19 protein-coding genes are annotated in these 23892 nt (G+C 70.9%); 13 read left to right on the plus strand and 6 right to left on the minus strand.

The window, feature by feature from the left end:
- Positions 1–331 precede the first annotated feature (331 nt).
- From ABS735_RS29590 to glgB, 4 genes are all read left to right on the plus strand, one after another.
- Complete coding sequence (locus ABS735_RS29590) at positions 332–1558, plus strand: maltotransferase domain-containing protein (RefSeq protein ID WP_476755856.1); 1227 nt, start codon at positions 332–334, stop codon at positions 1556–1558.
- Positions 1555–3255, plus strand: coding sequence for a maltose alpha-D-glucosyltransferase (treS, locus tag ABS735_RS29595; RefSeq protein WP_373902337.1), 1701 nt, complete (start codon positions 1555–1557; stop codon positions 3253–3255). The genes ABS735_RS29590 and treS overlap by 4 nt, the downstream gene beginning before the upstream one ends.
- 94 nt (positions 3256–3349) lie before the next feature.
- Positions 3350–4798 carry a maltokinase N-terminal cap-like domain-containing protein gene (locus tag ABS735_RS29600; RefSeq protein WP_373902338.1) on the plus strand — a complete coding sequence of 483 codons (1449 nt, stop codon included), beginning with the start codon at positions 3350–3352 and terminating at the stop codon, positions 4796–4798.
- A 40-nt stretch (positions 4799–4838) separates the two neighbouring features.
- Complete coding sequence (gene glgB, locus ABS735_RS29605; RefSeq protein ID WP_373902339.1) at positions 4839–7241, plus strand: 1,4-alpha-glucan branching enzyme; 2403 nt, start codon at positions 4839–4841, stop codon at positions 7239–7241.
- A gap of 3 nt (positions 7242–7244) precedes the next feature.
- On the opposite strand, the gene ABS735_RS29610 is transcribed toward glgB, so the two are convergent.
- From ABS735_RS29610 to ABS735_RS29625, 4 genes are all read right to left on the minus strand, one after another.
- Entirely contained in the window at positions 7245–9512 is a 2268-nt protein-coding gene (locus tag ABS735_RS29610; RefSeq protein ID WP_373902340.1) for a HelD family protein, read from the minus strand.
- Between the two features lie 120 nt (positions 9513–9632).
- Positions 9633–9947 (minus strand): thioredoxin, encoded by a 315-nt coding sequence (locus ABS735_RS29615; protein WP_373902762.1) that lies wholly within the window; start codon positions 9945–9947, stop codon positions 9633–9635.
- A gap of 11 nt (positions 9948–9958) precedes the next feature.
- A complete protein-coding gene (locus tag ABS735_RS29620; RefSeq protein ID WP_373902341.1) occupies positions 9959–10357 on the minus strand; it encodes a MerR family transcriptional regulator in 399 nt (132 codons plus the stop codon).
- 141 nt (positions 10358–10498) lie between these two features.
- Positions 10499–11893 (minus strand): cation:dicarboxylate symporter family transporter, encoded by a 1395-nt coding sequence (locus ABS735_RS29625; protein ID WP_373902342.1) that lies wholly within the window; start codon positions 11891–11893, stop codon positions 10499–10501.
- A gap of 153 nt (positions 11894–12046) precedes the next feature.
- Here ABS735_RS29625 and ABS735_RS29630 point away from each other — a divergent pair, with 153 nt between their 5' ends.
- Positions 12047–13720: a sensor histidine kinase gene (locus ABS735_RS29630; RefSeq protein ID WP_373902343.1), complete on the plus strand. Its 1674-nt coding sequence runs from the start codon at positions 12047–12049 to the stop codon at positions 13718–13720.
- Positions 13717–14406, plus strand: coding sequence for a response regulator (locus ABS735_RS29635; RefSeq protein ID WP_373902344.1), 690 nt, complete (start codon positions 13717–13719; stop codon positions 14404–14406). Before ABS735_RS29630 ends, ABS735_RS29635 begins: the two co-directional genes overlap by 4 nt.
- A gap of 16 nt (positions 14407–14422) precedes the next feature.
- Here the strand turns inward: ABS735_RS29635 and ABS735_RS29640 are convergent, their stop codons facing one another.
- Complete coding sequence (locus tag ABS735_RS29640; protein WP_373902345.1) at positions 14423–14962, minus strand: hypothetical protein; 540 nt, start codon at positions 14960–14962, stop codon at positions 14423–14425.
- 33 nt (positions 14963–14995) lie between these two features.
- Here ABS735_RS29640 and ABS735_RS29645 point away from each other — a divergent pair, with 33 nt between their 5' ends.
- The 5 genes from ABS735_RS29645 (at position 14996) to ABS735_RS29665 (ending at position 19366) form a co-directional block, all read left to right on the plus strand.
- Positions 14996–15361, plus strand: coding sequence for a Scr1 family TA system antitoxin-like transcriptional regulator (locus ABS735_RS29645; protein WP_373902346.1), 366 nt, complete (start codon positions 14996–14998; stop codon positions 15359–15361).
- A gap of 6 nt (positions 15362–15367) precedes the next feature.
- On the plus strand, positions 15368–16744 hold the full coding sequence (locus ABS735_RS29650) for an extracellular solute-binding protein (protein ID WP_373902347.1): 1377 nt from the start codon (positions 15368–15370) through the stop codon (positions 16742–16744).
- Positions 16741–17685: a carbohydrate ABC transporter permease gene (locus ABS735_RS29655; protein WP_373902348.1), complete on the plus strand. Its 945-nt coding sequence runs from the start codon at positions 16741–16743 to the stop codon at positions 17683–17685. The genes ABS735_RS29650 and ABS735_RS29655 overlap by 4 nt, the downstream gene beginning before the upstream one ends.
- 1 nt (position 17686) lies before the next feature.
- A complete protein-coding gene (locus ABS735_RS29660; RefSeq protein WP_373902349.1) occupies positions 17687–18526 on the plus strand; it encodes a carbohydrate ABC transporter permease in 840 nt (279 codons plus the stop codon).
- A gap of 126 nt (positions 18527–18652) precedes the next feature.
- Entirely contained in the window at positions 18653–19366 is a 714-nt protein-coding gene (locus ABS735_RS29665) for a helix-turn-helix domain-containing protein (protein ID WP_373902350.1), read from the plus strand.
- 24 nt (positions 19367–19390) lie between these two features.
- On the opposite strand, the gene ABS735_RS29670 is transcribed toward ABS735_RS29665, so the two are convergent.
- On the minus strand, positions 19391–20416 hold the full coding sequence (locus ABS735_RS29670) for an ATP-dependent 6-phosphofructokinase (RefSeq protein ID WP_373902351.1): 1026 nt from the start codon (positions 20414–20416) through the stop codon (positions 19391–19393).
- 165 nt (positions 20417–20581) lie between these two features.
- Between ABS735_RS29670 and pta the strand changes: the two genes are divergently transcribed.
- Both pta and ABS735_RS29680 read left to right on the plus strand, forming a co-directional pair.
- A complete protein-coding gene (gene pta, locus ABS735_RS29675) occupies positions 20582–22675 on the plus strand; it encodes a phosphate acetyltransferase (protein ID WP_373902352.1) in 2094 nt (697 codons plus the stop codon).
- Complete coding sequence (locus ABS735_RS29680) at positions 22672–23892, plus strand: acetate kinase (RefSeq protein WP_373902353.1); 1221 nt, start codon at positions 22672–22674, stop codon at positions 23890–23892. Before pta ends, ABS735_RS29680 begins: the two co-directional genes overlap by 4 nt.

Consider the following 23892-nt stretch of genomic DNA (forward strand, 5'->3'; position numbering starts at 1 on the left):
TTCGACCTGATCCGCCGGACAGGTCGCGACGGGCACGGCGTGTCGATATGGCCGGATCTTTCCCCGTCGGCCTTCTTGTGGCGCTTCGGCCCGCACGGAAAGCTGCACATGTCGCGACGAACGCTGATTGCGGGAGCGGCATCCGGGAAAGCGACGGTCAGATCGCCGTGTGTGCCGCGTTGTCGACATACGCGCGAGTAGTTAACAAAGTGCCGGATTGCTCACCGGAAGAGTGTGGGAAGGCTCCTGCGGTACGCCCCGCACGCACCTCGCAGGACCCACCTCCCCAGAGTCATCCGCCCACCCCACGTTGACGCGGACAGGAGCGGTCATGCCCGCCACGCACCACTCGTCAGCCACCTCCGCGGAGAGCATCACCGCCGTCGGGCGCATCCCCGTCCTGGACGTCCGTCCGGCCGTCCAGCGCGGGCGCAGGCCGGCCAAGGCCGTCACCGGCGAGTCGTTCGAGGTCTCCGCCACCGTGTTCCGCGAGGGGCACGACGCGGTCGCCGCCAACGTCGTCCTGAGAGATCCGCGGGGCCGGCCCGGGCCCTGGACGCCGATGCGGGAACTGGCCCCGGGCACCGACCGCTGGGGCGCCACCGTCACCGCGGGCGAGCCCGGACTGTGGTCGTACACCGTGGAGGCGTGGGGCGATCCGGTCACCACCTGGCGGCGCCACGCGCGGATCAAGATCCCGGCGGGGATGGACACGGACCTGGTCCTGGAGGAGGGCGCCCGGCTGTACGAGCGGGCCGCCGCGGACGTGCCCGGGAGCGCGGACCGGCGTGAACTGCTGGCCGCCGTCGACGCGCTGCGGGACGAGAGCAGGCCGGCCGCGTCCCGTTTGGCGGCGGCGTTGACGCCGCAGGTGGACGCGGTCCTGGCCCGCCACCCCCTGCGGGACCTGGTCACCTCCTCCGAGCCGCTGCCCCTGCTGGTCGAGCGGGAACGCGCCCTGTACGGCGCCTGGTACGAGTTCTTCCCCCGCTCCGACCACCGCCCCGCCTTCGAGGTCCGCGCCGTCCTCGCCGCCACCCTCTCCCCCGCCTGGGGCATCTACAGCGGCTACGAACTCTGCGAGAACACCCCCCTGCGCGAAGGCAGCGAGGAATACCTCGACTCGGAGAAGTACCAGCTCAAACCCCGCGACTGGACCCGCGCCGAACGCGAGGGCACCACCATCACCCCCCTCATCACCCGCCTCAACACCATCCGGCGCGAGAACCCGGCTCTGCGCCAACTGCGCGATCTGCACTTCCACCCCACGGACAAGGAGGAGGTGATCGCCTACTCGAAGCGACAGGGGTCGAACACGGTTCTGGTGGTCGTGAACCTCGATCCCCGCCACACCCAGGAGGCGACGGTCTCGTTGGACATGCCGCAACTCGGCCTGGACTGGCACGAGTCGGTGCCGGTGCGCGACGAGCTGACCGGCGAGACCTACCACTGGGGCAGGGCCAACTATGTGCGCCTGGAGCCGGGCCGTTCGCCCGCGCACGTCTGCACGGTTCTGCGACCGTCCCACCCGCAGATCGGAGGGTCACCCACCACATGATCGTCAACGAGCCCGTGCCGGACACCTTCGAGGACACCCCCGCCAAGGACCGGGACCCGGACTGGTTCAAGCGAGCCGTCTTCTACGAGGTCCTCGTCCGCTCCTTCCAGGACAGCAACGGCGACGGCGTCGGCGACCTGAAGGGCCTGACCGCCAAGCTGGACTACCTGCAATGGCTGGGCGTGGACTGCCTGTGGCTCCCGCCCTTCTTCAAGTCACCGCTGCGCGACGGCGGTTACGACGTCTCCGACTACACCGCCGTGCTGCCCGAGTTCGGCGACCTCGCCGACTTCGTGGAGTTCGTGGACGCGGCGCACCAGCGCGGCATGCGCGTGATCATCGACTTCGTCATGAACCACACCAGCGACCAGCACCCGTGGTTCCAGGAGTCCCGCAGGAACCCGGACGGCCCGTACGGCGACTACTACGTCTGGGCCGACGACGACAAGCAGTTCCAGGACGCGCGGATCATCTTCGTCGACACCGAGGCGTCGAACTGGACCTACGACCCGGTACGCAAGCAGTACTACTGGCACCGGTTCTTCTCCCACCAGCCGGACCTCAACTACGAGAACCCGGCCGTGCAGGAGGAGATGATCTCCGCGCTGAAATTCTGGCTGGACCTGGGCATCGACGGGTTCCGGCTGGACGCGGTGCCGTACCTGTACCAGGAGGAGGGCACCAACTGCGAGAACCTCCCGGCCACGCACGCCTTCCTGAAGCGGGTGCGCAAGGAGATCGACGCGCAGTACCCGGACACGGTGGTGCTGGCGGAGGCCAACCAGTGGCCGGAGGACGTGGTCGACTACTTCGGCGACTACGCCGCGGGCGGCGACGAGTGCCACATGGCCTTCCACTTCCCGGTCATGCCGCGGATCTTCATGGCGGTCAGAAGGGAGTCGCGCTACCCGGTCTCCGAGATCCTCGCCAAGACCCCGGCCATCCCCTCCGGCTGCCAGTGGGGCATCTTCCTGCGCAACCACGACGAGCTGACCCTGGAAATGGTCACCGACGAGGAACGCGACTACATGTACGCGGAGTACGCCAAGGACCCGCGCATGCGCGCCAACATCGGCATCCGCCGCCGGCTGGCCCCGCTCCTCGACAACGACCGCAACCAGATCGAGCTGTTCACGGCCCTGCTGCTGTCCCTGCCCGGCTCGCCGATCCTCTACTACGGCGACGAGATCGGCATGGGCGACAACATCTGGCTCGGCGACCGCGACGCCGTACGCACCCCGATGCAGTGGACGCCCGACCGCAACGCGGGCTTCTCGTCGTCCGACCCGGGGCGCCTGTTCCTGCCCACGATCATGGACCCGGTCTACGGCTTCCAGGTGACGAACGTCGAGGCGTCCATGGCCTCGCCCTCGTCACTGCTGCACTGGACCCGCCGCATGATCGAGATCCGCAAGCAGAACGTGGCCTTCGGCCTCGGCACCTACACCGAGCTGCCCTCCTCCAACCCGGCGGTCCTGGCCTTCCTGCGCGAGTACGGGGACGACCTGGTCCTGTGCGTCCACAACTTCTCCCGGTTCGCACAGCCCACGGAGCTCGACCTCAGTGCCTTCGGCGGACGCCACCCGGTCGAGCTGTTCGGCGGGGTCCGCTTCCCGGCCATCGGCGACCTGCCGTACCTGCTGACCCTCGGGGGGCACGGCTTCTACTGGTTCCGGCTCCGCAAGGACGCCGTCTAGATACCGCCCGTTCCCGGGCGGGGCGGTTTCCACCGTTCCGCCCGGGGCACGCATCAGTAACCACCCCGACGATCCGGGGAAAGGACGCGACGCCATGTCGGAAGCCGTCATACGCACCGTCACGAGCCCGCCGGGTCTCTTGGCGTCACTTGACCCACTGCTGCGGGAGTGGCTTCCGCGGCAGCGCTGGTTCGCCGGCAAGGGGCGCCCGGTCACCGGCTTCTCGCTGGTCGCCGCCACCGAACTGCTCCCCGCCGACTCCCGCCTCGGCCTCCACCACGTCCTGGTCCGCGCCCACCAGCAGTACGCACCGGCCGGGGGTGCGGCTCAGGAGCCCGGCGACTGCTACCAGCTCCTGATAGGCACGCGCGAGGCGCTGCCGCCCCGGCTCGCCCCCGCGCTGATCGGCCATGTGACCGAGGGCCCGGCGGCCGGACGCACCGCCTACGACGCCCTGTACGACACCCGCCCCGCCGAGGTGCTGCTCGAGGCGCTGCGCACGCGGGCCCGCATCGGCGGGCTGCGCTTCGAGCGGGGCGGCGGGACGGAGACCGGGCCGGGGACGGATACAGGTACGGGTACGGGTACGGGTACGGACCAGGAGATACGCACGGGGCTGGTGCCGCGGCTGATGACCGCCGAGCAGTCGAACTCGTCGGTCGTGTACGGAGATACGTTCATTCTCAAGTTGCTGCGGCGGATCGTGCCCGGCATCAACCCCGACTTGGAGCTGCCGCTCGCCCTGGCCCGCGAGGGCTGCCCACGGGTGCCCGCGCCCGCGGGGTGGATGATGGCGGACCTGGCCGGCCGGTCCTGGGTGCTGGGCGTGCTCCAGCCCTATCTGCAGGGCGCCACGGACGGCTGGGAGCTGGCGCTGCGCGAGCTGGCCAAGGGCGAGGACTTCGTCGCCGAGGCCCGGGCGCTCGGGCGGGCCACCGCCGAGGTGCACACCGCGCTGGCCCGCGCGCTGCCGACCGTCACCCTCGGCCACGCCCAGGCGCGGCAGCTCGCCGAGGGCATGATCGAGCGGCTGGAGGAGGCCGCGCGGGCCGTGCCCCTGCTCCGGTCGTACGCCCCCGCGCTGCGGACGGCGTTCACGGCGCTGGCGGACCTGGCCGGCGAGGGCCGCGCCTGGACCGCGCAGCGCGTCCACGGCGACCTGCATCTCGGCCAGTGCCTGCGCTCGCCCGACGGGGAGTGGTCGCTGATCGACTTCGAGGGTGAGCCCGCGAAGCCCCTGGCCGAGCGCCGGCTGCCGCAGCCCGCGGTGCGGGACGTCGCGGGGATGCTGCGCTCCTTCGACTACGCCGCGCACTCGGCCGACGTACGCGTGCCGGGCTGGGCAGAGTCCTGCCGGGCCGCGTACTGCACCGGGTACGCGGAGGCCGGTGGCCACGACCCGCGCACCGACCCGGTGCTGCTGCGCGCCTACGAGACGGACAAGGCGGTCTACGAGGTCCTGTACGAGGCCCGGCACCGTCCCGACTGGCTCGAGGTGCCCCTGGCCGCGGTGCGCCGCCTGTCCGTGCCCGAACCGGCATGACGCCCCCGCTCGCTCCCCTCTCGCCCAGGAGGCTCCGCCCGTGACCCCCCGCCCTTCGTCCAGCGGCCCCGACCCGAAGAAGACGACCGGCAAGAAGACGGCCAAGGCCGCGAAGAAGGCCGTCACGAAGAAGAAGGTTACGAAGAAGGCCGTCACGAAGGACGGCCCGGAGAAGGCCGTCGCGAAGAAGACCGTGTCCCAGAAGGCCGCCGTCGCCTCCCCGGGGCCCGAGGCCCGGGTCCGGGAAAAGGCCGCCGTCTCCCCCGCGCCGGCCGTCGGCGACCGGGAGCGGCTGCTCGCCGGAACGCACCACGATCCGCACTCGGTGCTCGGCGCCCACCGGGTGCCCGGCGGGGTCGCGTTCCGGGCGTTCCGGCCGTACGCGCTCGCGGTGACCGTGCTGTCCGGGGAGCTGCGGGTCGAGTTGCACGACGACGGTGACGGGTTCTTCTCCGGCCTCGTGCCGCTGAAAGAGGTCCCGGTCCACCGGCTCCTCGTGGCGTACGAGGGGACGGTCCAGGAGGTCGAGGACCCGTACCGCTTCCTGCCCACCGTGGGCGAGCTGGACCTGCACCTGATCGGCGAGGGACGGCACGAGCAGCTGTGGCAGGCGCTCGGCGCGCACCCGACGACCCACGACGGGGTGGCGGGCACCCGGTTCGCGGTGTGGGCGCCGAACGCGCGCGGGGTCCGGGTGGCCGGCGGCTTCAACTTCTGGGACGGCACCGGTCACCCGATGCGCTCCCTGGGCTCGACCGGGGTGTGGGAGCTGTTCCTGCCCGGCGTCGGTGCGGGCGAGCTGTACAAGTTCGAGATCACCCGGCCCGACGGTTCGCGGACCTTCCGCGCCGACCCGCTGGCCCGCCGTACGGAGGTGCCTCCTGCCACGTCCTCCGTCGTGCACGCCTCCGACTACACGTGGGGCGACGAGGAGTGGCTGGCCCACCGCGCGGACGCACCCGCGCACGAGGCGCCCCTGTCGGTGTACGAGGTCCACCTGCCGTCCTGGCGCCCCGGACTCACCTACCGCCAGTTGGCGGAGCAACTCCCGGCCTACGTCGCCGACCTGGGCTTCACCCACGTCGAGCTGATGCCGGTCGCCGAGCACCCCTTCGGCGGCTCGTGGGGCTACCAGGTCACCGGCTTCTACGCGCCCACGGCCCGGCTCGGCGACCCCGACGACTTCAAGTACCTGGTGGACCGGCTGCACCAGGCCGGCATCGGCGTACTCATGGACTGGGTGCCGGCGCACTTCCCGCGCGACGACTGGGCGCTGGCCGAGTTCGACGGGCGCCCGCTGTACGAGCACTCCGATCCGCTGCGGGCCGCGCATCCGGACTGGGGGACGCTGGAGTTCGACTTCGGGCGCCGGGAGGTGCGCAACTTCCTGGTGGCCAACGCCGTGTACTGGTGCGAGGAGTTCCACATCGACGGCCTCAGGGTCGACGCGGTCGCCTCGATGCTGTACCTGGACTACTCGCGCGAGCCGGGCCAGTGGACGCCGAACGAGCACGGCGGCCGGGAGAACCTGGACGCGGTGGCGTTCCTGCAGGAGATGAACGCGACGGTCTACCGGCGGGTGCCCGGCGTCGTGACCGTGGCGGAGGAGTCGACGGCCTGGGACGGGGTCACGCGGGCCACGCACCACAAGGGCCCGAGCGGCTTCGGCGGGCTGGGTTTCGGGCTGAAGTGGAACATGGGCTGGATGCACGACTCGCTCGAGTACATGAGCCGTGAGCCGGTGCACCGCAAGTACCACCACGGGGAGCTGACCTTCTCCATGGTGTACGCGTACAGCGAGAACTACGTGCTGCCGATATCCCACGACGAGGTGGTGCACGGCAAGAGGTCCCTGGTGTCGAAGATGCCCGGCGACTGGTGGCAGCAGCGCGCGAACGAGCGGGCGTACCTGGGTTACATGTGGGCCCACCCCGGCAAGCAGCTGCTCTTCATGGGCCAGGAGTTCGCGCAGGGCGCGGAGTGGTCGGAGGCGCACGGCCCCGACTGGTGGCTGCTCGACCCGGAGTACGGCGCGTCGGCGGACCACCGGGGCGTGCGCGACCTGGTGCGGGACCTGAACACCGTCTACCGGGCCACGCCCGCGCTGTGGCGGCGCGACACCCACCCCTCCGGGTTCGCGTGGGTGGTCGGGGACGCCGCCGCGGACGACGTACTGGCGTTCCTGCGCCTGGACGCCGACGGCACCCCGCTCCTCGCGGTGTCGAACTTCGCCCCGGTGGTCCGCTCCGACTACCGCCTCGGCGTCCCCGACGACGTCCCGGCCTGGCACGAGGTGCTCAACACCGACGCGGCGCGGTACGGCGGCGGCGACGTGGGCAACCCGCACCCGGTCAAGCCGGAGGCGCAGGGGTGGCACGGCCGGCCAGCGAGCATCCGGCTGACCCTGCCGCCCCTGGCGACGGTGTGGCTGCGTCCGGCCTGACCGTCAGCCCGCGTCGACGAGCCCCTTCGGCAGCGGCTCGCTGTGCAGGACGGCGAGCCGCTGGGTGGCGCGGGTGAGGGCGACGTACAGGTCGCTGGTGCCGTAGCGGCCGGGCTCGACTACCAGGACGGAGTCGAACTCCAGGCCCTTGGACTGGCGCGGGTCCAGGAGGACGGTCTTCCGTGTCAGGTCCGGCTCGGCGCCCGCCGTCACGCCGTCGAGCCGGGCCGCGAGGACCCGGTGCAGCTCGCGCGGGGCGATGACGGCGAGACGGCCCTCCTCGGGGGTCAGCTCCCGGACCGCCTCGGCGACGGCGGCCGGAAGGTCGCCGGTGGCGCGGATCCAGGGGCGCACGCCCGTCGAGCGCACCGAACTCGGCGGCGTGAACTCCGGGTCGCCGGCGCGGACGACGGCCGCCGCCAGGTCCATGATCTCGGCCGGGGTGCGGTAGTTGACGCCCAGGCGGGTGTGCTCCCAGCGGTCCTCGACGTACGGCGTGAGGATCTTCGACCAGGAGCCGACGCCGGCCGCCTCCGCGGTCTGCGCCGGGTCGCCGACCAGGGTCATCGAGCGGGTGGGGCAGCGCCGCATCAGCAGCCGCCACGCCATCGGGGACAGCTCCTGCGCCTCGTCCACGATGATGTGCCCGAACGCCCAGGTGCGGTCGGCCGCCGCGCGTTCGGCGGCGCTGCGGTGGTCGTCCTCCTCCTGGCGCTCGGCGAAGCGCTCGGCGTCGATGATGTCGTGCGCGGACAGGACCTCGGCGTCCTCCACGTCCTTGTCCTCGAACTCGTAGGTCCGGGACGCGTACGACACGTCCAGCACGCCCTGCGCGTAGGCGATCTGCTCCTCCCGCTCGCGTTCGGCCCGGGAGCGGGCCACCCGGTCGTCCACGCCGAGCAGTTCGGCGGCCTCGTCCAGCAGCGGCACGTCGGCGACGGTCCAGCGCCGGGTGACCGGGCGGCGGACGGCGGCGGCGTCCTCGGCGGGGAGGAAGGCCTCGGGGGCGGCGAGGAAGTCGGCGACCAGGCGGTGCGGGGTGATCCGGGGCCACAGCTGGTCGATGGCGGACCAGACCTCGGGGTTCTCGGCGAGTTCGTCGCGGATCTGGGTGATGTCGCTGGGGTCGAGGAGGTTGGTGCCGTCGTAGGGGTCGGTCCCGATGCGCTCGGCGACCATGTCGGTCAGGGTGTTGAGGATGTGGCCCTCGAAGTGCTCGCGGGCCGCGTTGTGCGGCAGTTTCGCGGCGCGGGTGCGTTCGCGGGCGACGTTGACGAGGTCGTCGTCCAGCATGAGGACGTCCCGGTCGTGCTCGATGGCGATGACCGGGTCGGGCAGCGCCTGCCGGTCGCGGACCACCTCGGCGAGCACGTCGGCCATGTCGGCCCGCCCCTTCACGGCCGCCGCCTCGGGCGTGTCCGTCGCCGTGGCCTTCACGCCGGGGAACAGCTCGCCGACGGTGGCGAGGAGCACGCCGGTCTCGCCGAGCGAGGGCAGCACCTCGCCGATGTAGCCGAGGAAGGCCGGGTTGGGGCCGACGATGAGGACGGCGCGCTTGGCGAGCAGTTCACGGTGCTCGTAGAGGAGGTAGGCGGCGCGGTGCAGCGCGACGGCGGTCTTGCCGGTGCCGGGGCCGCCCTCGACGACCAGGACGCCGCGGTGCGGGGCGCGGATGATGCGGTCCTGGTCGGCCTGGATGGTCTGCACGATGTCGCCCATGCGGCCGGTGCGCGCGGAGTTCAGCGCGGCGAGCAGCACGGCGTCGCCGGAGGGGTCCTCGTGGCCGGTGCGGGTCTCGTCGCCGAGGTCGAGGATCTCGTCGTGCAGCGCGGTGACCGTGCGGCCCTCGCTGGTGATGTGCCGGCGGCGGCGCAGCCCCATCGGGGTGTGGCCGGTGGCGAGGTAGAAGGGGCGGGCGACACCGGCCCGCCAGTCGATGAGCACGGGGGTGCGTTCGGCGTCGTCGGCGCGGAGCCCGATACGGCCGATGTGGTGGCCCTCCCCGGAGGCGAGGTCGATCCGGCCGAAGCAGAGGGAGCCGTCCACCGCGTTGAGCGCGGCGAGCAGCCCGGAGCGCTCGGCGACCAGGATGTCCCGCTCCAGGCGGGCCTGCTGGGGGGTGTTGCCCTGCGCGAGCGCGTCCGTCACCGAGGCCTCGGTGTCGCCGCGCAGCGCGTCCACGCGCGCGTACAGTCCGTCGATGAATTCCTGCTCGTGCAGCAATTCATCGTCCGGAAATTCGGTGTTTGACAATTCCACTCCCGGCCGCATATACTGTGCCTACTGAACTTCTTCGCGACCTCATTTCTGTGAAGTCACGAATCATCGAATATACGCAGAGAAATCCCCCGAGCGCAATTGCTCGGGGGATTTTCCGTGTGCCGGGCCAGGTCAGACGACGTCGGCCAGTTCCTCCAGGAGCCGCCGCTTGGGCCGGGAGCCGACCATCGACTTCACCGGCTCACCCCCGCTGAACACCATGAACGTCGGCATCGACAGCACCTTGTACGCGTTCGTGGTCGCCGGGTTCTGGTCGACGTTCAGCTGCACCACCCTCAGCCGGTCGCCCTCCTCCTCGGCCAGGGCGCTGAGCACCGGCGCCATCTGCCGGCACGGCGGGCACCAGTCGGCGGTGAACTCCACCAGCACGGGCAGTTCCGACCCGATCACCTCCGCCGCGAAGTCCGCGTCCGTCACCTCGGGCACCCCGTTGCTCTTCATGCGTGTCCTCCCAGTTCGCACTTGGGCTCCGGACCCCCCGGAACCGCCGCCTCGGCCCGCGCCAGCTGCGCGGCGACCTGCCCGCGCACCGACGTGAGCTGCTCGATCAGCGTGTCCAGCTCCGCCAGCTTGCGCCGGTAGACCACCAGGGACGCCGGGCAGGAGTCGCCCTCGGGGTGCCCGGCGCGCAGGCACTCCACGAAGGGGCGGGTCTCCTCCAGGTCGAACCCGAAGTCCTGGAGGGTCCTGATCTGCCGCAGCAGCTTCAGGTCCTCCTCGTCGTACGTCCGGTAACCGTTGTCGCCCCGCCGCGCGGACAGCAGGCCCCGCGACTCGTAGTACCGCAGCGTCCGCGTGGTGGTCCCGGCCCGTGCGGCCAGCTCGCCGATTCGCATGCCGACGAACGTAAGCCTTGACCCGGACGTCAAGGCAAGAAGCCCCGCGCGGAGGGCGCGGGGCTTCTTCGGTGGGACCGGACGGCTGAGCAACGGGGGGAGCACCTCAGCCGCCCGGCGTGTGCGGGCGTCGTGCGGGCGTCAGGCCCTCGCCAGCTCCTTCTCGCCGCCCTGCTCGGGCAGGTCCGGCGTGCCGTCGCCGTCGGCGGCACCGTGGCCGTCGTCGAGGAGGGTCTTCTCGTCGAACGGGACGCGGCCGGCGAGCACCTCGTTCACCCGGTCCTTGTCGATCTCCTTGGTCCAGGTGCCGATCAGGACGGTGGCGACGGCGTTGCCGCCGAAGTTGGTCAGTGCGCGGGCCTCGCTCATGAAGCGGTCGATGCCGACGATCAGGCCGATGCCGTCCACCAGGGCGGGCTTGTGCGACTGGAGGCCACCGGCCAGCGTGGCGAGACCGGCGCCGGAGACACCGGCGGCGCCCTTGGAGGCCACCAGCAGGAAGAGCAGCAGCGGGATCTGCTCACCGATCGACATCGGCGTACCCATGGCGTCGGAGATGAACAGCGAGGCCATGGTCATGTAGATCATGGTGCCGTCGAGGTTGAACGAGTAGCCGGTCGGGACGGTGATGCCGACCACCGGCTTGCTGACGCCCAGGTGCTCCATCTTCGCGATGAGGCGCGGCAGCGCCGACTCCGAGGAGGAGGTGGAAAGGATCAGCAGGAACTCACGGCCCAGGTACTTGAAGAGCGAGAGGACGTTGACCCCGGAGACGACACGCAGCACCGTGCCGAGGACCAGGAAGAGGAAGATGACGCACGTCGCGTAGAAGCCGAGCATCAGCACGGCCAGGCTCTTGAGGGCGTCGACGCCGGCGGAGCCGGTGACGGCCGCGATGGCACCGAAGGCGCCGATCGGGGCGGCCCACATGATCATCGCCAGGACGCGGAAGACCAGCCGCTGGATGTGCTCGATGCCGCGCAGGACGGGCTGACCGGCGTTGCCCATGGCCTGGAGGGCGAAGCCGCAGAGCAGGGCGATGAGGAGGGTCTGGAGCACCTCGCCCGCGGTGAACGCGGAGACGATCGTGGTCGGGATGATGCCGAGCAGGAACTCGGTGGTGCCCTTGGCTTCCGCGTCGACCTGCGCCTGGCCGGTCTCCTTGACGGCGTCGGTGACCGCGAGGCCCGTGCCCGGGTCCAGGATGTTGCCGACGATCAGGCCGATGGCGAGCGCCACCAGGGACATCACGAAGAAGTAGACCAGGGCGATACCGCCGACGGCGCCCACCTTGGCGGCCTTGCGGACCGAGCCGATGCCCAGCACGATCGTGCAGAAGATGATCGGAGAGATCATCATCTTGATCAGGTTCACGAAGCCGGTACCGAGCGGCTTCAGCTCGGTCGCGAAGTCGGGGGCGGCCAGACCGACGGCGATACCGAGGGCGACCGCGATGATCACGGCGATGTAGAGATAGTGCGTGCGGTCGCGCTTGGCTTTGGGTGCGGCAGGTGCCGTAGCGGCTTTGCTGGTCACGGCGGCCCTCCTTGACGACGTCGTCGGCATCACCGGCGTGCGGCTCACGTCCGGGGTTTGTATCGGGGACGGGGTGACTATCTCCCACCGTGTGAGCGCGGTCACCCTTGCGTTCATTTAGTTCACAATCCAGCCACGAGAGAGACTGGCGGCATGCACCTCCGCGTCCCGAGACCCCGCAGCCTGGCGGGGCAGCTCTTCGCCATGCAGGCCGTGCTCATAGCGGTCGTCGTGGTCGGGTACGCGCTGTTCACCTACATCAGCGACCGGGGGCAGGCGCAGGACGCCGCCGGGCGGCAGGCCAGGTCGGTGTCGCTGGCGATCGCCGACTCGCCGTCCGTGGCGGAGGCGATCCGCACCCCGGACCCGACGGCACGCCTCCAGCCGTACGCGGTGCGGGTCATGCAGGACACGGACGTGGACTTCGTGACGATCATGGATCCCGAGGGCATCCGCTGGACCCACCCGGAACCGAAGCAAATCGGCCATCCCTTCCAGGGCCACATCGAGCGCGCGCAGCGGGGCGGGACCTTCACCGAGACCTACACGGGCACGCTCGGCCCCTCGGTACGGGCGGTCACGCCCATCGTGGACGACGGCCGGATCGTCGGTCTCGTCTCCGCCGGGATCAAGGTCGAGGAGATCAGCAAGCGGGCGCAGGAGCAGCTCACGGCCCTGTCGGGGGTGGCGGCCGGGGCGCTGCTGCTCGGCGCGGTCGGTACGTACGTGATCAACGCGCGGCTGCGCCGGCACACGCACGGAATGAACGCGGACGAGCTGAGCCGGATGCACGACTACCATCAGGCGGCGCTGCACGCGGTGCGGGAGGGGCTGCTGATGCTGGACGGGCAGTACCGTGTCGCGCTGATCAACGACGGCGGACGGGAGCTGCTCGGCGTGCACGGTGACGTGGTCGGCGCCTCGGTGGCGGACCTCGGGCTGCCGTCGCAGCTGACGGGGGCGCTGCTGGCGTCGGAGCCGCGGGTGGACGAGGTGCACCTGGCGGCGGAGCGGGTGCTGGTGGTGAACACCTCGCCGGTCTCCGGCGGTGAGCGCCGGGGCACGGTGGTGACGCTGCGGGACGTGACCGAGCTGCAGTCGCTGACGGGCGAGCTGAACTCGGAGCGCGGTTTCACGCAGGCGCTGCGCTCGCAGGCGCACGAGGCGGCGAACCGGCTGCACACCGTCGTCTCGCTGATCGAACTGGGGCGGGCGGAGGAGGCCGTGGAGTTCGCTACGGCGGAGCTGGAGCTGGCGCAGGCGCTCACCGACCAGGTGGTGGCGGCGGTGAGCGAGCCGGTGCTCGCGGCGCTGCTGCTGGGCAAGACGGCGCAGGCCAACGAGCGGGGAGTGGAGCTGGTGGTGTCGCAGGACAGCCGACTGGACGACGGACTGCTGCCGCCGTCGCTGCCCGCCCGGGACCTGGTGACGATCCTGGGCAACCTGGTGGACAACGCGGTGGACGCGGCGCAGGGCGCGGTGCCGTCGCGGGTGACGGTGGCGGCGTACACGGAGGGTTCCGGGGCTGTCGGCTCCGAGCTGGTGCTGCGGGTGTCGGACACCGGTGCCGGGGTCGATCCCGCCCATGCCGACCTGGTCTTCCAGCGGGGCTACTCGACCAAGCCGGCCGGTGAGGGCGGACGCGGTCTGGGCCTCGCGCTGGTACAGCAGGCGGTGCGGCGGCACGGCGGCACCCTGACCGTGACGGAGGCGGAGGGCGGCGGCGCCCGCTTCGAGGCACGGCTGCCGTTGGGTGATGCCGGGGGCGGCGGGTCGACCCCGGCAGCGGTGACGGGCAGCAGACCGGACTCCGGGGGCGCCGTATGAGCACCGCCGGGGAGCCCATCCGGGTCCTGGTCGTCGAGGACGACCCGGTCGCCGCGGACGCCCACGTGATGTACGTCGGCCGGGTGCCGGGGTTCGTCGCGGTCGGCAAGGCGCACACGGGGGCGGAGGCGCGGCGGATGCTGGACCGTACCCCGGTGGACCTGCTCCTGCTCGACCTGCACCTGCCGGATGTGCACGGACTCCAGCTGGCCCGTTCGCTGCGGGCGGCGGGGCATCACACCGACGTGATAGCGGTGACGTCGGCGCGGGACCTGACGGTCGTACGGGAAGGGGTGTCGCTGGGCGTCGTGCAGTACGTGCTGAAGCCGTTCACCTTCGCCACCCTGCGCGACCGGCTGGTGCGGTACGCGGAGTTCCGGGGCACCGCGGGAGAGGCCAGCGGCCAGGACGAGGTGGACCGTGCGCTGGCCACGCTGCGCGCCCCCGGCCCGGCGGCCCTGCCCAAGGGCCTCAGCGGCCCGACCCTGGAGCGTGTCACGGGCGTCCTGCGCGGCGCGGAGGAGGGCCTCACGGCGGCCGGGGTCGCCGAGGCGGTGGGCATCTCCCGCATCACGGCCCGGCGTTACCTGGAGCACCTGGTGGACGCGGGGCGGGCGGGGCGGAGCCCGCAGTACGGGCAGGTGGGGCGGCCGGAGTTGGTGTACCGGTGGGTGCGGGGCCGGTGAGCCCCGTCGAGGTCGCTCATGCGGCCTTCGCGTACCACACGAACTGCGAGGCGAGCCCCGCCACGGCGAGCGCCTCCAGTACCGACAGCGCGCCGAGCAGCCCGCCGGCATCCCCGTTCGACCAGAAGACGATCAGCGCCGCCAGCGGTACCGCACAGAACGCCGTCAGGTCGATGACGGTCTGAACCGCCTTACGGGACCGGCGCCGCCTGTCGCTCCGGTGGTACGCCTCCCATCCGAAGGTCGTGAAACCGTCACTGCGTCCTGCGCGTCCGGCCAGCCGGGGGCCCAGATCGTCGCGGACGTAGAGCCCGATCGCCGAGATCTTCTCGTCGTTGACGAGGTAGGTCCAGCCGAGGACGACGCACACCAGCGGCAGCGCCAGGAGCATCGAGGGCAGCTTCGCCTGGGCCGTGGCGGCAATGACGGCGGCCACGACGGCCAGCGTCACGTAGAGGAGGTTGTCCCGGAACCCGATCCTCGCCTTCTGCTCGTCCTTCACCCTCTCGTACTCGGCGAGCAGCAACTGGCCTACCGTGACGTCCTGTTCCGGCACGTGATCCCCTTACCCCGGCGGTAGCTCATGACTATGCCGGACATCCGGCCCGCCGTTCGGGCCCTGGCCGAACCCGGCGAGTACGCCCGCGCGTTCTTCGCCGCAGCGCTTCCGCCCCTGCCCGGCTCGGGACTCGAACTGCGCGTCGTACAGCGCCTGCGGCGTCAGCAGGTTCTGGACCGCGACAGTCCCGTCGCGTACGTGGCGTACGTGCACGAGTGGGCCCTGCGGATGCAGTTCGGCGGGCGTCGCGTCACGCGCGAGCAGTCGCACCACCTCTGCGGGCGCCGCGATCGCCACCTCCGGAAACCAAACCGGCGCACACTCATTGACCTGACTAGACCACTCCTCTTACGTTCGCCACGCAGCCGTCCAGGCCACAGCGTCGTGTGCCCGTAGGAGGTCATGCCCGTGCGCCCCACCGTCCGGTTCACCGCCCTGTTCGCCCTCACCGCGCTCGCCTCCACCTCGCTAGCCGCCTGCGGAAGCGGCTCCGGCAGTGATCCGGACACGGTGAAGGTCTCCTTCAAGCAGTCGACGGACAACTCCGTCAAGGTGATGGACACCTACCTCGGCGACATCAAGAAGCAGTTCGAGAAGGCCAACCCCGGCAAGAAGGTCGAGCTGGTGCCGATCAAGGCGCCGGACTCGGAGTACTACACCAAGCTCCAGCAGATGCTCCGCTCCCCCAAGACCGCGCCCGACCTGGTCTACGAGGACACGTTCCTCATCAACTCCGACATCACCAGCGGGTATTTGAAGCCACTCGACGAGTACCTGGCCGAGTGGAAGGACTGGGACCAGTTCATCGACACGGCGAAGGCCGCGGCCAAGGGCGAGGACGGGAAGACGTACGGCGTCCCGGACGGCACCGACACGCGCGGGCTGTGGTTCAGCAAGGACGTCTTCGCCAAGGCGGGGCTGCCCGCCGACTGGCAGCCGAAGACCTGGGACGAGGTCCTCGACGCCGCCCGCACCATCAAGGCGAAGGTCCCCGGCATCACACCGCTCAACGTCTACACGGGCAAGCCCGCCGGTGAGATGGCCACCATGCAGGGCTTCGAGATGCAGCTGTACGGCACGGGGGACGGTGGCGCCGACCCGCTGTACGACAAGGGGAGCAAGAAGTGGATCACGGCGGGGCAGGGGTTCGAGGACTCCCTCGGCTTCGTCGAGACCGTGTACAAGGAGAAGCTCGGTCCGGAGGTCTCCGACGCGCTCGACCCCAACTTCTCCACGAAGATCCGCGGTGAGCTGCTGCCGCAGGGCAAGCTCGGGATCGCTCTCGACGGCTCCTGGCTGCCGCAGGACTGGCTGGAGGGCAGCGGGCACGAGTGGCCCGAGTGGTCGAAGGAGCTGGGTCTCGCCGCCATGCCCACGCAGAACGGCCAGGCTCCCGGCAGGGTGAGCATGTCCGGCGGCTGGACCTGGTCCATCCCGGCCAAGGCGGGCAACCCCGACCTCGCCTTCGAGTTCATCAAGACGATGCAGACGAAGGCGAACGCCCAGAAGTGGTACGTCGCCAACTCCGGCATCTCCGTCCGCGAGGACGTCGCGAAGGACCCCTCGTACGTCGACGCCCAGCCCGGCATCAAGTTCTTCACCGACCTCGTCGCCGACACCCACTACCGGCCCGCCTACCCGGCGTACCCGAAGGTGTCCGTCGCCATCCAGGAGGCGATGGAGGGCGTGACGACCGGCGACAAGTCGGTCGAGGAGGCGGCGCGCGGCTACGACGAGGCGCTCAAGGAGGCGACCGACAACCAGGTGGTGAGCAAGTGACGGCGGCCGCGCCGCAGCACGCGGGGCCGGAGGTCCGTAAGACCCCGGTCTCCCCGGCCCCCTCCGGCGCGGGGACCGGTTCCGTCCGCCGGTCCCTCTTCCGCGCTTTGCCCGTCTCCCCCGCCCTCGTCCTGCTTCTGCTCTTCCTCGCCGGCCCGATCGTCTACTGCGTCGTCATCGCCTTCACCGACCTCCAGCTCACCGGGCAGGCTCAGGAGTCCTTCGTCGGCTTCGACAACTTCACCCGCGCTTTCAAGGACGAGGCGTTCCTCAACGCCGTATGGCTGACCCTGGTGTTCACCGTGCTGTCCTCGCTGATCGGGCAGAACACCCTGGGGCTGGCGCTGGCTTCACTGATGCAGCGGGCCTCGAAGCCGGTCCGTACGCTCACCGGTGGCATCGTTGTCACGGCCTGGGTGCTGCCGGAGGTGGTGGCGGGCTTCCTGCTCTACGCCTTCTTCCGGCGCGAGGGCACCCTCAACGCCATCCTGGACTGGCTCCATCTGCCCTCCCAGAACTGGCTGTTCACGCTGCCGATCCTGGCGGTGTCCTTCGCCAACGTGTGGCGGGGCACGGCGTTCTCGATGCTGGTGTACTCGGCCGCGCTGAACGAGATCCCCAAGGAGGTCACCGAGGCCGCCGAGGTCGACGGCGCGAGCGGCTGGCGGCGGATGTGGCACATCACGCTGCCGATGATCCGGCGCTCCATCGGCACCAACCTCATGCTCAACACGCTGCAGACCCTGTCGGTCTTCGGGCTGATCTGGGTGATGACGCGGGGCGGGCCGAGCGGCAAGAGCCAGACGCTGCCGCTGTTCATGTACGAGCAGGCCTTCCAGAACAGCCTGATCGGGTACGGCACGGCGGTGGCGCTGCTGCTGTTGCTGATCGGCTCGCTGTTCTCGGTCGTGTACCTGCGCCTGCTGCGGACGGAGGTCTGAGATGGCCCACACCCACGCATCCCGGCGCAACCGGCGCCGCACCGCCGCCGACGCCGGGCTGCTGGTGGTGGCCGCGGCCTTCGTGCTGCCACTGGCCTGGGTGGTGCTGTCGGCCCTCGACCCGCACGCGAGTCTCAGGGTCAAGGTCCCCGACGGGGTCACGCTGGAGAACTTCGACGCGATCCTCACCCCGGAGATCACCTTCACTCCGCTGCTCAACAGCCTGATCCTGTGCGGCGGGGCCACCCTGCTCACGGTGGTGAGCGCGGCGCTCGCGGCGTATCCGCTCTCCCGCTTCCGGTCGCGGCTGAACCGGCCGTTCCTGCTCACCATCCTCTTCGCGACCAGCCTGCCGATCACGGCGATCATGGTGCCGGTCTACGCCCTGTTCGTGCGGGTGAACATGATCGACACCATGCAGGGGACGATCTTCTTCTTCGCCGCCTCGCAGTTGCCCTTCGCGATCTGGCTGATGAAGAACTTCATGGACGGGGTGCCGAAGGAGCTGGAGGAGGCGGCGTGGACGGACGGGGCGTCGTCGTTCCAGTCGCTGCTGCGGATCGTGCTGCCGCTGATGGGGCCCGGGGTGGCGGTGGTGACGGTGTTCTCGTTCGTGATGATGTGGGGGAACTTCTTCGTCCCCTTCATGCTGCTGCTCTCCCCGGACCAGATGCCCGCCTCGGTCAGCATCAACGACTTCTTCGGCAACCGGGGCATGGTCGCGTACGGGCAGCTCGCGGCGTTCTCGATCGTCTACTCCACGCCGGTCGTCCTGCTGTACGTGCTGATCTCCCGGCGGCTGGGCGGCGGGTTCGCGCTGGGCGGGGCGGTCAAAGGGTGAGCGCTCCCGGGGGAGCGCGAAACAGTCCGCGCGCGCCCGTAGGTTCCGCGCACATCCCCCGTACGTTCCTACAACCCGTATCGCTGGCCGAACAGCCCGTAGTCAGCACCGCCCCGGACCCCTACGGTGTGGCGCGTGCGCCGACCCTCACCCGGCCCGAGCCAGTCGGGCCCCCCGTTCAACGCCCTCGCCGCCCGCCGGTTGCGTGCCGCCCTCAGCATGGGGCCCGAGCACGTCGCCCACGGCATACGGGTCTCGTACGGCCTGCCGTACGTCACCCCTGACCTCGTCATCGCCTGGGAGCGGGGGACGGCCTCCCCCGAGGGGCCGGAGCTGACCGCGCTCGCGGGGGTGCTGTGGTGCTCGCCCGGCGAGCTGATCGGGCGGCCGCAGTCCCTGCGCGAGCACCGCGTCGCCCGCGGTCTGGCGCCGGAGGACGTGGCGCGTGCGGTCGGGCTCGGGCTCTCGGCCTACGTGCGGATGGAGGAGGCGGACGACTGGCGCGGCACCGACCGGCAGTCGGCCCAGCTCGCCGACGTGCTCGGCCTCTCGCTGCCCGACTTCGTGACCGTCACCGGGCGCGAGGAGAAGCTGGCCGACCTGCTGACGAGCGCGGTGACCACGCGCTGGCAGGGCTGTGTCCGCCCGATCGCCAAGCTGGCCCCGCTGGACCGGCGCGTCCTGGAGAACGTCCTGCAGGTGCTGCACCAGGACTACCAGGGGCGGATGACCGCCACCCTCAGCTGGGGCGGCGGCGCCCCCGACTCGAGCGCCGGGGGCCGGGACTTCCTCGACCGGATCGTGGAGCACTTCTGGACGGCGGTCGAGAAGCACCCCTAGCCACCGCCCGTGGGCAGCCAGGGTCTAGAAGACCGACTCCGCCTCGTCCATCCGGTCCTTCGGCACCGTCTTCAGCTCGGTGACCGCCTCCGCCAGCGGCACCATCACGACGTCCGTGCCGCGCAGCGCCGTCATCCGGCCGAAGTCGCCCCGGTGCGCGGCCTCCACCGCGTGCCAGCCGAAGCGGGTGGCGAGGACGCGGTCGTACGCGGTCGGTACGCCGCCGCGCTGGACGTGGCCGAGGATGACCGGCTTGGCCTCCTTGCCGAGCCTGCGCTCCAGCTCGAAGGCGAGCGCGGTGCCGATGCCCTGGAAGCGCTCGTGGCCGAACTTGTCGATGGCGCCCTTGCCGTAGTCCATGGAGCCCTCGGCGGGATGGGCGCCCTCGGCGACGCAGACAACGGCGAACTTCTTGCCGCGGGAGAAGCGCTCCTCGACCATCTTGACCAGGTCGGCGGGGTCGAAGGGGCGCTCGGGCAGGCAGATGCCGTGGGCGCCGGCGGCCATGCCGGACTCCAGGGCGATCCAGCCGGCGTGCCGGCCCATGACCTCGACGACCATCACGCGCTGGTGGGACTCGGCGGTGGTCTTGAGGCGGTCCATCGCCTCGGTCGCGACGCCGACCGCCGTGTCGAAGCCGAAGGTGCGGTCGGTGGAGGAGATGTCGTTGTCGATGGTCTTCGGCACGCCGACGACCGGGAGGCCGGCGTCGGACAGCATCCGGGCCGCGGTGAGCGTGCCCTCGCCGCCGATCGGGATCAGGGCGTCGATGCCGAAGTTCTGGATCATGTCGCCGGCGTTCTCGCAGGCCTCGCGGAGCCGGTCGCGCTCCAGGCGGGAGGAGCCGAGGATGGTGCCGCCGCGGGCGAGGATGCCGCTGACCGCGTTGAGGTCGAGGGTGCGGTAACGGCCGTCCAGCAGCCCCGCGTAGCCGTCCTCGAAGCCGATGACCTCGTCGCCGTAGTTGTCGACCGCTCGGTGCACGACCGACCGGATCACTGCGTTCAGGCCGGGGCAGTCGCCGCCTGCGGTGAGAACTCCGATACGCATCGTGCTGTGTCTCCTGCTCGCTGTTGACACCGGTGAGCCGATCCAATTGTTCCACGGCCCGGACGGCGGTGGACGCTGACGGGCGCCTTAACCATCGCCGGAGGTACTGTCAAGAGGGTTCCGCACCCCTACGAAACGCTCACCCCGAAGAAACGGAGAGCACGCGTGACGCGCAGCGTGTACGTGACCGGTATCGACCGCGGTGACGGCCGCCAGGTCGTCGAGCTGGGGGTCATGGAACTCCTGACCCGGCAGGTCGACCGGGTCGGTGTGTTCCGTCCCCTGGTGCACGACGGGCCCGACCGGCTCTTCGAGCTGCTGCGCGCCCGCTACCGGCTCTCGCAGGACCCGGCCACGGTCTACGGCATGGACTACCAGGAGGCCTCCCTCCTCCAGGCCGAACAGGGCGTGGACGAGCTGGTGTCCGCGCTGGTCGACCGCTTCCACCTGGTCGCGCGGGACTACGACGTCGTCCTCGTCCTCGGCACCGACTACGCCGACACCCAGTTCCCGGACGAGCTGTCGCTGAACGCGCGGCTCGCCAACGAGTTCGGCGCCTCGGTCCTTCCCGTCGTCGGGGGCCGCAAGCAGACCGCCGAGTCGGTGCTCGCGGAGACCCACAACGCCTTCCGCGCCTACGACGGGCTGGGCTGCGACGTCCTGGCCATGGTGACCAACCGGGTCACGCGCGAGGACCGGGACGAGATCGCCGAGCGGCTCGCGCACCGGCTGCCGGTACCGTGCTGGGTGGTGCCGGACGAGCCCGCCCTGTCCGCGCCGACGGTCTCGCAGATCGCGCACGCCCTGAGCGCCCAGGTGGTCCTCGGCGACGACTCCGGGCTCGCCCGCGACGCGCTGGACTTCGTCTTCGGCGGGGCCATGCTCCCCAACCTGCTGGCCGCGCTGACCCCGGGCTGCCTGGTGATCACGCCGGGCGACCGCGCCGACCTGGTGATCGGCACGCTGGCCGCGCACAGCGCCGGCACCCCGCCGATAGCCGGCGTGCTGCTGACCCTGAACGAGGTGCCCGGCGAGGGCATCCTCACCCTCGCCGACCGGCTGGCCCCGGGCACACCGGTGCTCTCGGTGACCGGCAACAGCTTCCCCACCGCCGAGCGGCTGTTCTCCCTGGAGGGCAAGCTGGGCGCGGCCACCCCGCGCAAGGCGGAGACCGCCCTCGGCCTCTTCGAGCGGTACGTCGACACCGCCGAGCTGAACAAGCGGGTCTCCGCGCCCAGCAGCGACCGCGTCACGCCGATGATGTTCGAGCACAAGCTGCTGGAGCAGGCCCGCTCCGACCTGCGCCGGGTCGTCCTGCCCGAAGGCACCGAGGAGCGGGTGCTGCACGCGGCGGAGGTGCTGCTGCGCCGGGGGGTGTGCGAGCTGACGCTGCTCGGCCCGGCCGAGCAGATCCGCAAGAAGGCCGCCGATCTCGGCATCGACCTGGCAGGCGCCGAGCTGATCGACCCGACCGCCAGCGAGCTGCGCGACTCCTTCGCCGAGAAGTACGCCGCCCTGCGCGCCCACAAGGGCGTGACGGTGGAGCTGGCGTACGACGTGGTCTCGGACGTGAACTACTTCGGCACGCTGATGGTGCAGGAGGGCTTCGCCGACGGCATGGTGTCCGGGTCGGTGCACTCGACGGCGGCGACCATCCGCCCCGCCTTCGAGATCATCAAGACGAAGCCCGACGCGGCCATCGTCTCCTCCGTCTTCTTCATGTGCCTGGCCGACAAGGTCCTGGTCTACGGCGACTGCGCGGTCAACCCGGACCCGGACGCGGAGCAGCTCGCCGACATCGCCGCCCAGTCGGCGTCGACGGCGGCGCAGTTCGGGGTGGAGCCGCGGATCGCGATGCTGTCGTACTCGACGGGCACGTCCGGTTCCGGCGCGGACGTCGACAAGGTGCGCGAGGCCACCGAGCTGGTCCGCTCGCGCCGCCCGGACCTCAGCATCGAGGGGCCGATCCAGTACGACGCCGCGGTCGAGCCGTCGGTGGCCGCGACCAAGCTGCCCGGCTCCACGGTCGCCGGACAGGCCAGCGTGCTGATCTTCCCCGACCTGAACACCGGCAACAACACGTACAAGGCGGTGCAGCGCTCGGCCGGCGCCATCGCCGTCGGCCCGGTGCTCCAGGGCCTGCGCAAGCCGGTCAACGACCTGTCCCGGGGCGCGCTCGTGCAGGACATCGTCAACACCGTCGCCATCACGGCGATCCAGGCCCAGCAGTCCCCCAGTGAGAAGGCGTCCGACCTGTGAGCGGCTCCCGTGTCCTCGTCCTCAACTCCGGCTCCTCGTCGGTGAAGTACCAGCTGATCGACATGCGCGGCGGCGAGCGCCTCGCCGTGGGCCTGGTCGAGCGGATCGGCGAGGGCGGCTCCCGCGTCAAGCACACCCCGGCGGGCGGGGAGAGCCGTGAGTGGAACGGGTCGGTACCCGGCCACGACGCCGCCCTGAAGGCCATGGCGACCGAGCTGGACCGGGACGGCCTGGGCCTCGACTCCCCCGAGCTGGCCGCGATCGGGCACCGGGTGGTCCACGGCGGTCTGCGCTTCACCGAGCCGACCGTGATCGACGACGCCGTGCTCGCCGAGATCGAGCGGCTCATCCCGGTCGCCCCGCTGCACAACCCGGCCAACCTCACCGGCATCCGCACCGCGCAGACGCTCCGCCCCGACCTGCCGCAGGTCGCCGTGTTCGACACCGCCTTCCACACGACGATGCCCGAGTCCGCGGCCCGCTACGCGATCGACGTCGAGACCGCCGACGCGCACCGCATCAGGCGCTACGGCTTCCACGGCACCTCGCACGCGTACGTCTCCCGCGAGACGGCGCGGCTGCTGGGCCGGGCGCCCGAGGACGTGAACGTGATCGTGCTGCACCTGGGCAACGGGGCGTCCGCCTCCGCCGTGCGGGGCGGGCGGTGCGTGGACACCTCCATGGGGCTGACGCCTTTGGAGGGGCTCGTGATGGGTACGCGCTCGGGAGACATGGACCCGGCCGTCATCTTCCATTTGATGCGTGTTGGGGAAATGTCCGCCGACGAGATCGACACTCTTCTCAACAACAGGAGCGGTCTGATCGGACTGTGCGGCGACAACGACATGCGGGAGATCCGCCGCCGTGTCGACGCCGGCGACGAGCGGGCACGGCTGGCCTTCGACATCTACATTCACCGGCTCAAGAAGTACATCGGCGCCTATTGCGCCGTTCTCGGACGCGTGGACGCCGTGGCGTTCACGGCCGGGGTCGGGGAGAACTCGGCGCCGGTGCGCGAGGCGGCGGTGGCGGGGCTGGAAGGGCTGGGCCTGGCGGTCGACGGCGAGCTGAACGCCGTACGCGGCGAGGGGGCCCGGCTGATCTCGCCCGCGGGGGCGCGGGTGGCGGTGGCGGTGGTACCGACGGACGAGGAAATGGAGATCGCTGCACAGACCTACGCGCTGGTAAATGATTCGGGGAATCTCAATCTCACCTGA

Source organism: Streptomyces sp. MMCC 100 (genome assembly GCF_041538145.2).
Classification (GTDB): domain Bacteria; phylum Actinomycetota; class Actinomycetes; order Streptomycetales; family Streptomycetaceae; genus Streptomyces.

Bases quoted from the DNA above. Each gene is read 5' to 3' on its own strand.
- ABS735_RS29590 (WP_476755856.1), top strand. From the start codon at position 332: ATGCCCGCCACGCACCACTCGTCAGCCACCTCCGCGGAGAGCATCACC.
- treS (WP_373902337.1), top strand. From the start codon at position 1,555: ATGATCGTCAACGAGCCCGTGCCGGACACCTTCGAGGACACCCCCGCC.
- ABS735_RS29600 (WP_373902338.1), top strand. From the start codon at position 3,350: ATGTCGGAAGCCGTCATACGCACCGTCACGAGCCCGCCGGGTCTCTTG.
- ABS735_RS29610 (WP_373902340.1), bottom strand. From the start codon at position 9,512: ATGCGGCCGGGAGTGGAATTGTCAAACACCGAATTTCCGGACGATGAA.
- ABS735_RS29620 (WP_373902341.1), bottom strand. From the start codon at position 10,357: ATGCGAATCGGCGAGCTGGCCGCACGGGCCGGGACCACCACGCGGACG.
- ABS735_RS29630 (WP_373902343.1), top strand. From the start codon at position 12,047: ATGCACCTCCGCGTCCCGAGACCCCGCAGCCTGGCGGGGCAGCTCTTC.
- ABS735_RS29635 (WP_373902344.1), top strand. From the start codon at position 13,717: ATGAGCACCGCCGGGGAGCCCATCCGGGTCCTGGTCGTCGAGGACGAC.
- ABS735_RS29645 (WP_373902346.1), top strand. From the start codon at position 14,996: ATGCCGGACATCCGGCCCGCCGTTCGGGCCCTGGCCGAACCCGGCGAG.
- ABS735_RS29650 (WP_373902347.1), top strand. From the start codon at position 15,368: ATGCCCGTGCGCCCCACCGTCCGGTTCACCGCCCTGTTCGCCCTCACC.
- ABS735_RS29660 (WP_373902349.1), top strand. From the start codon at position 17,687: ATGGCCCACACCCACGCATCCCGGCGCAACCGGCGCCGCACCGCCGCC.
- ABS735_RS29670 (WP_373902351.1), bottom strand. From the start codon at position 20,416: ATGCGTATCGGAGTTCTCACCGCAGGCGGCGACTGCCCCGGCCTGAAC.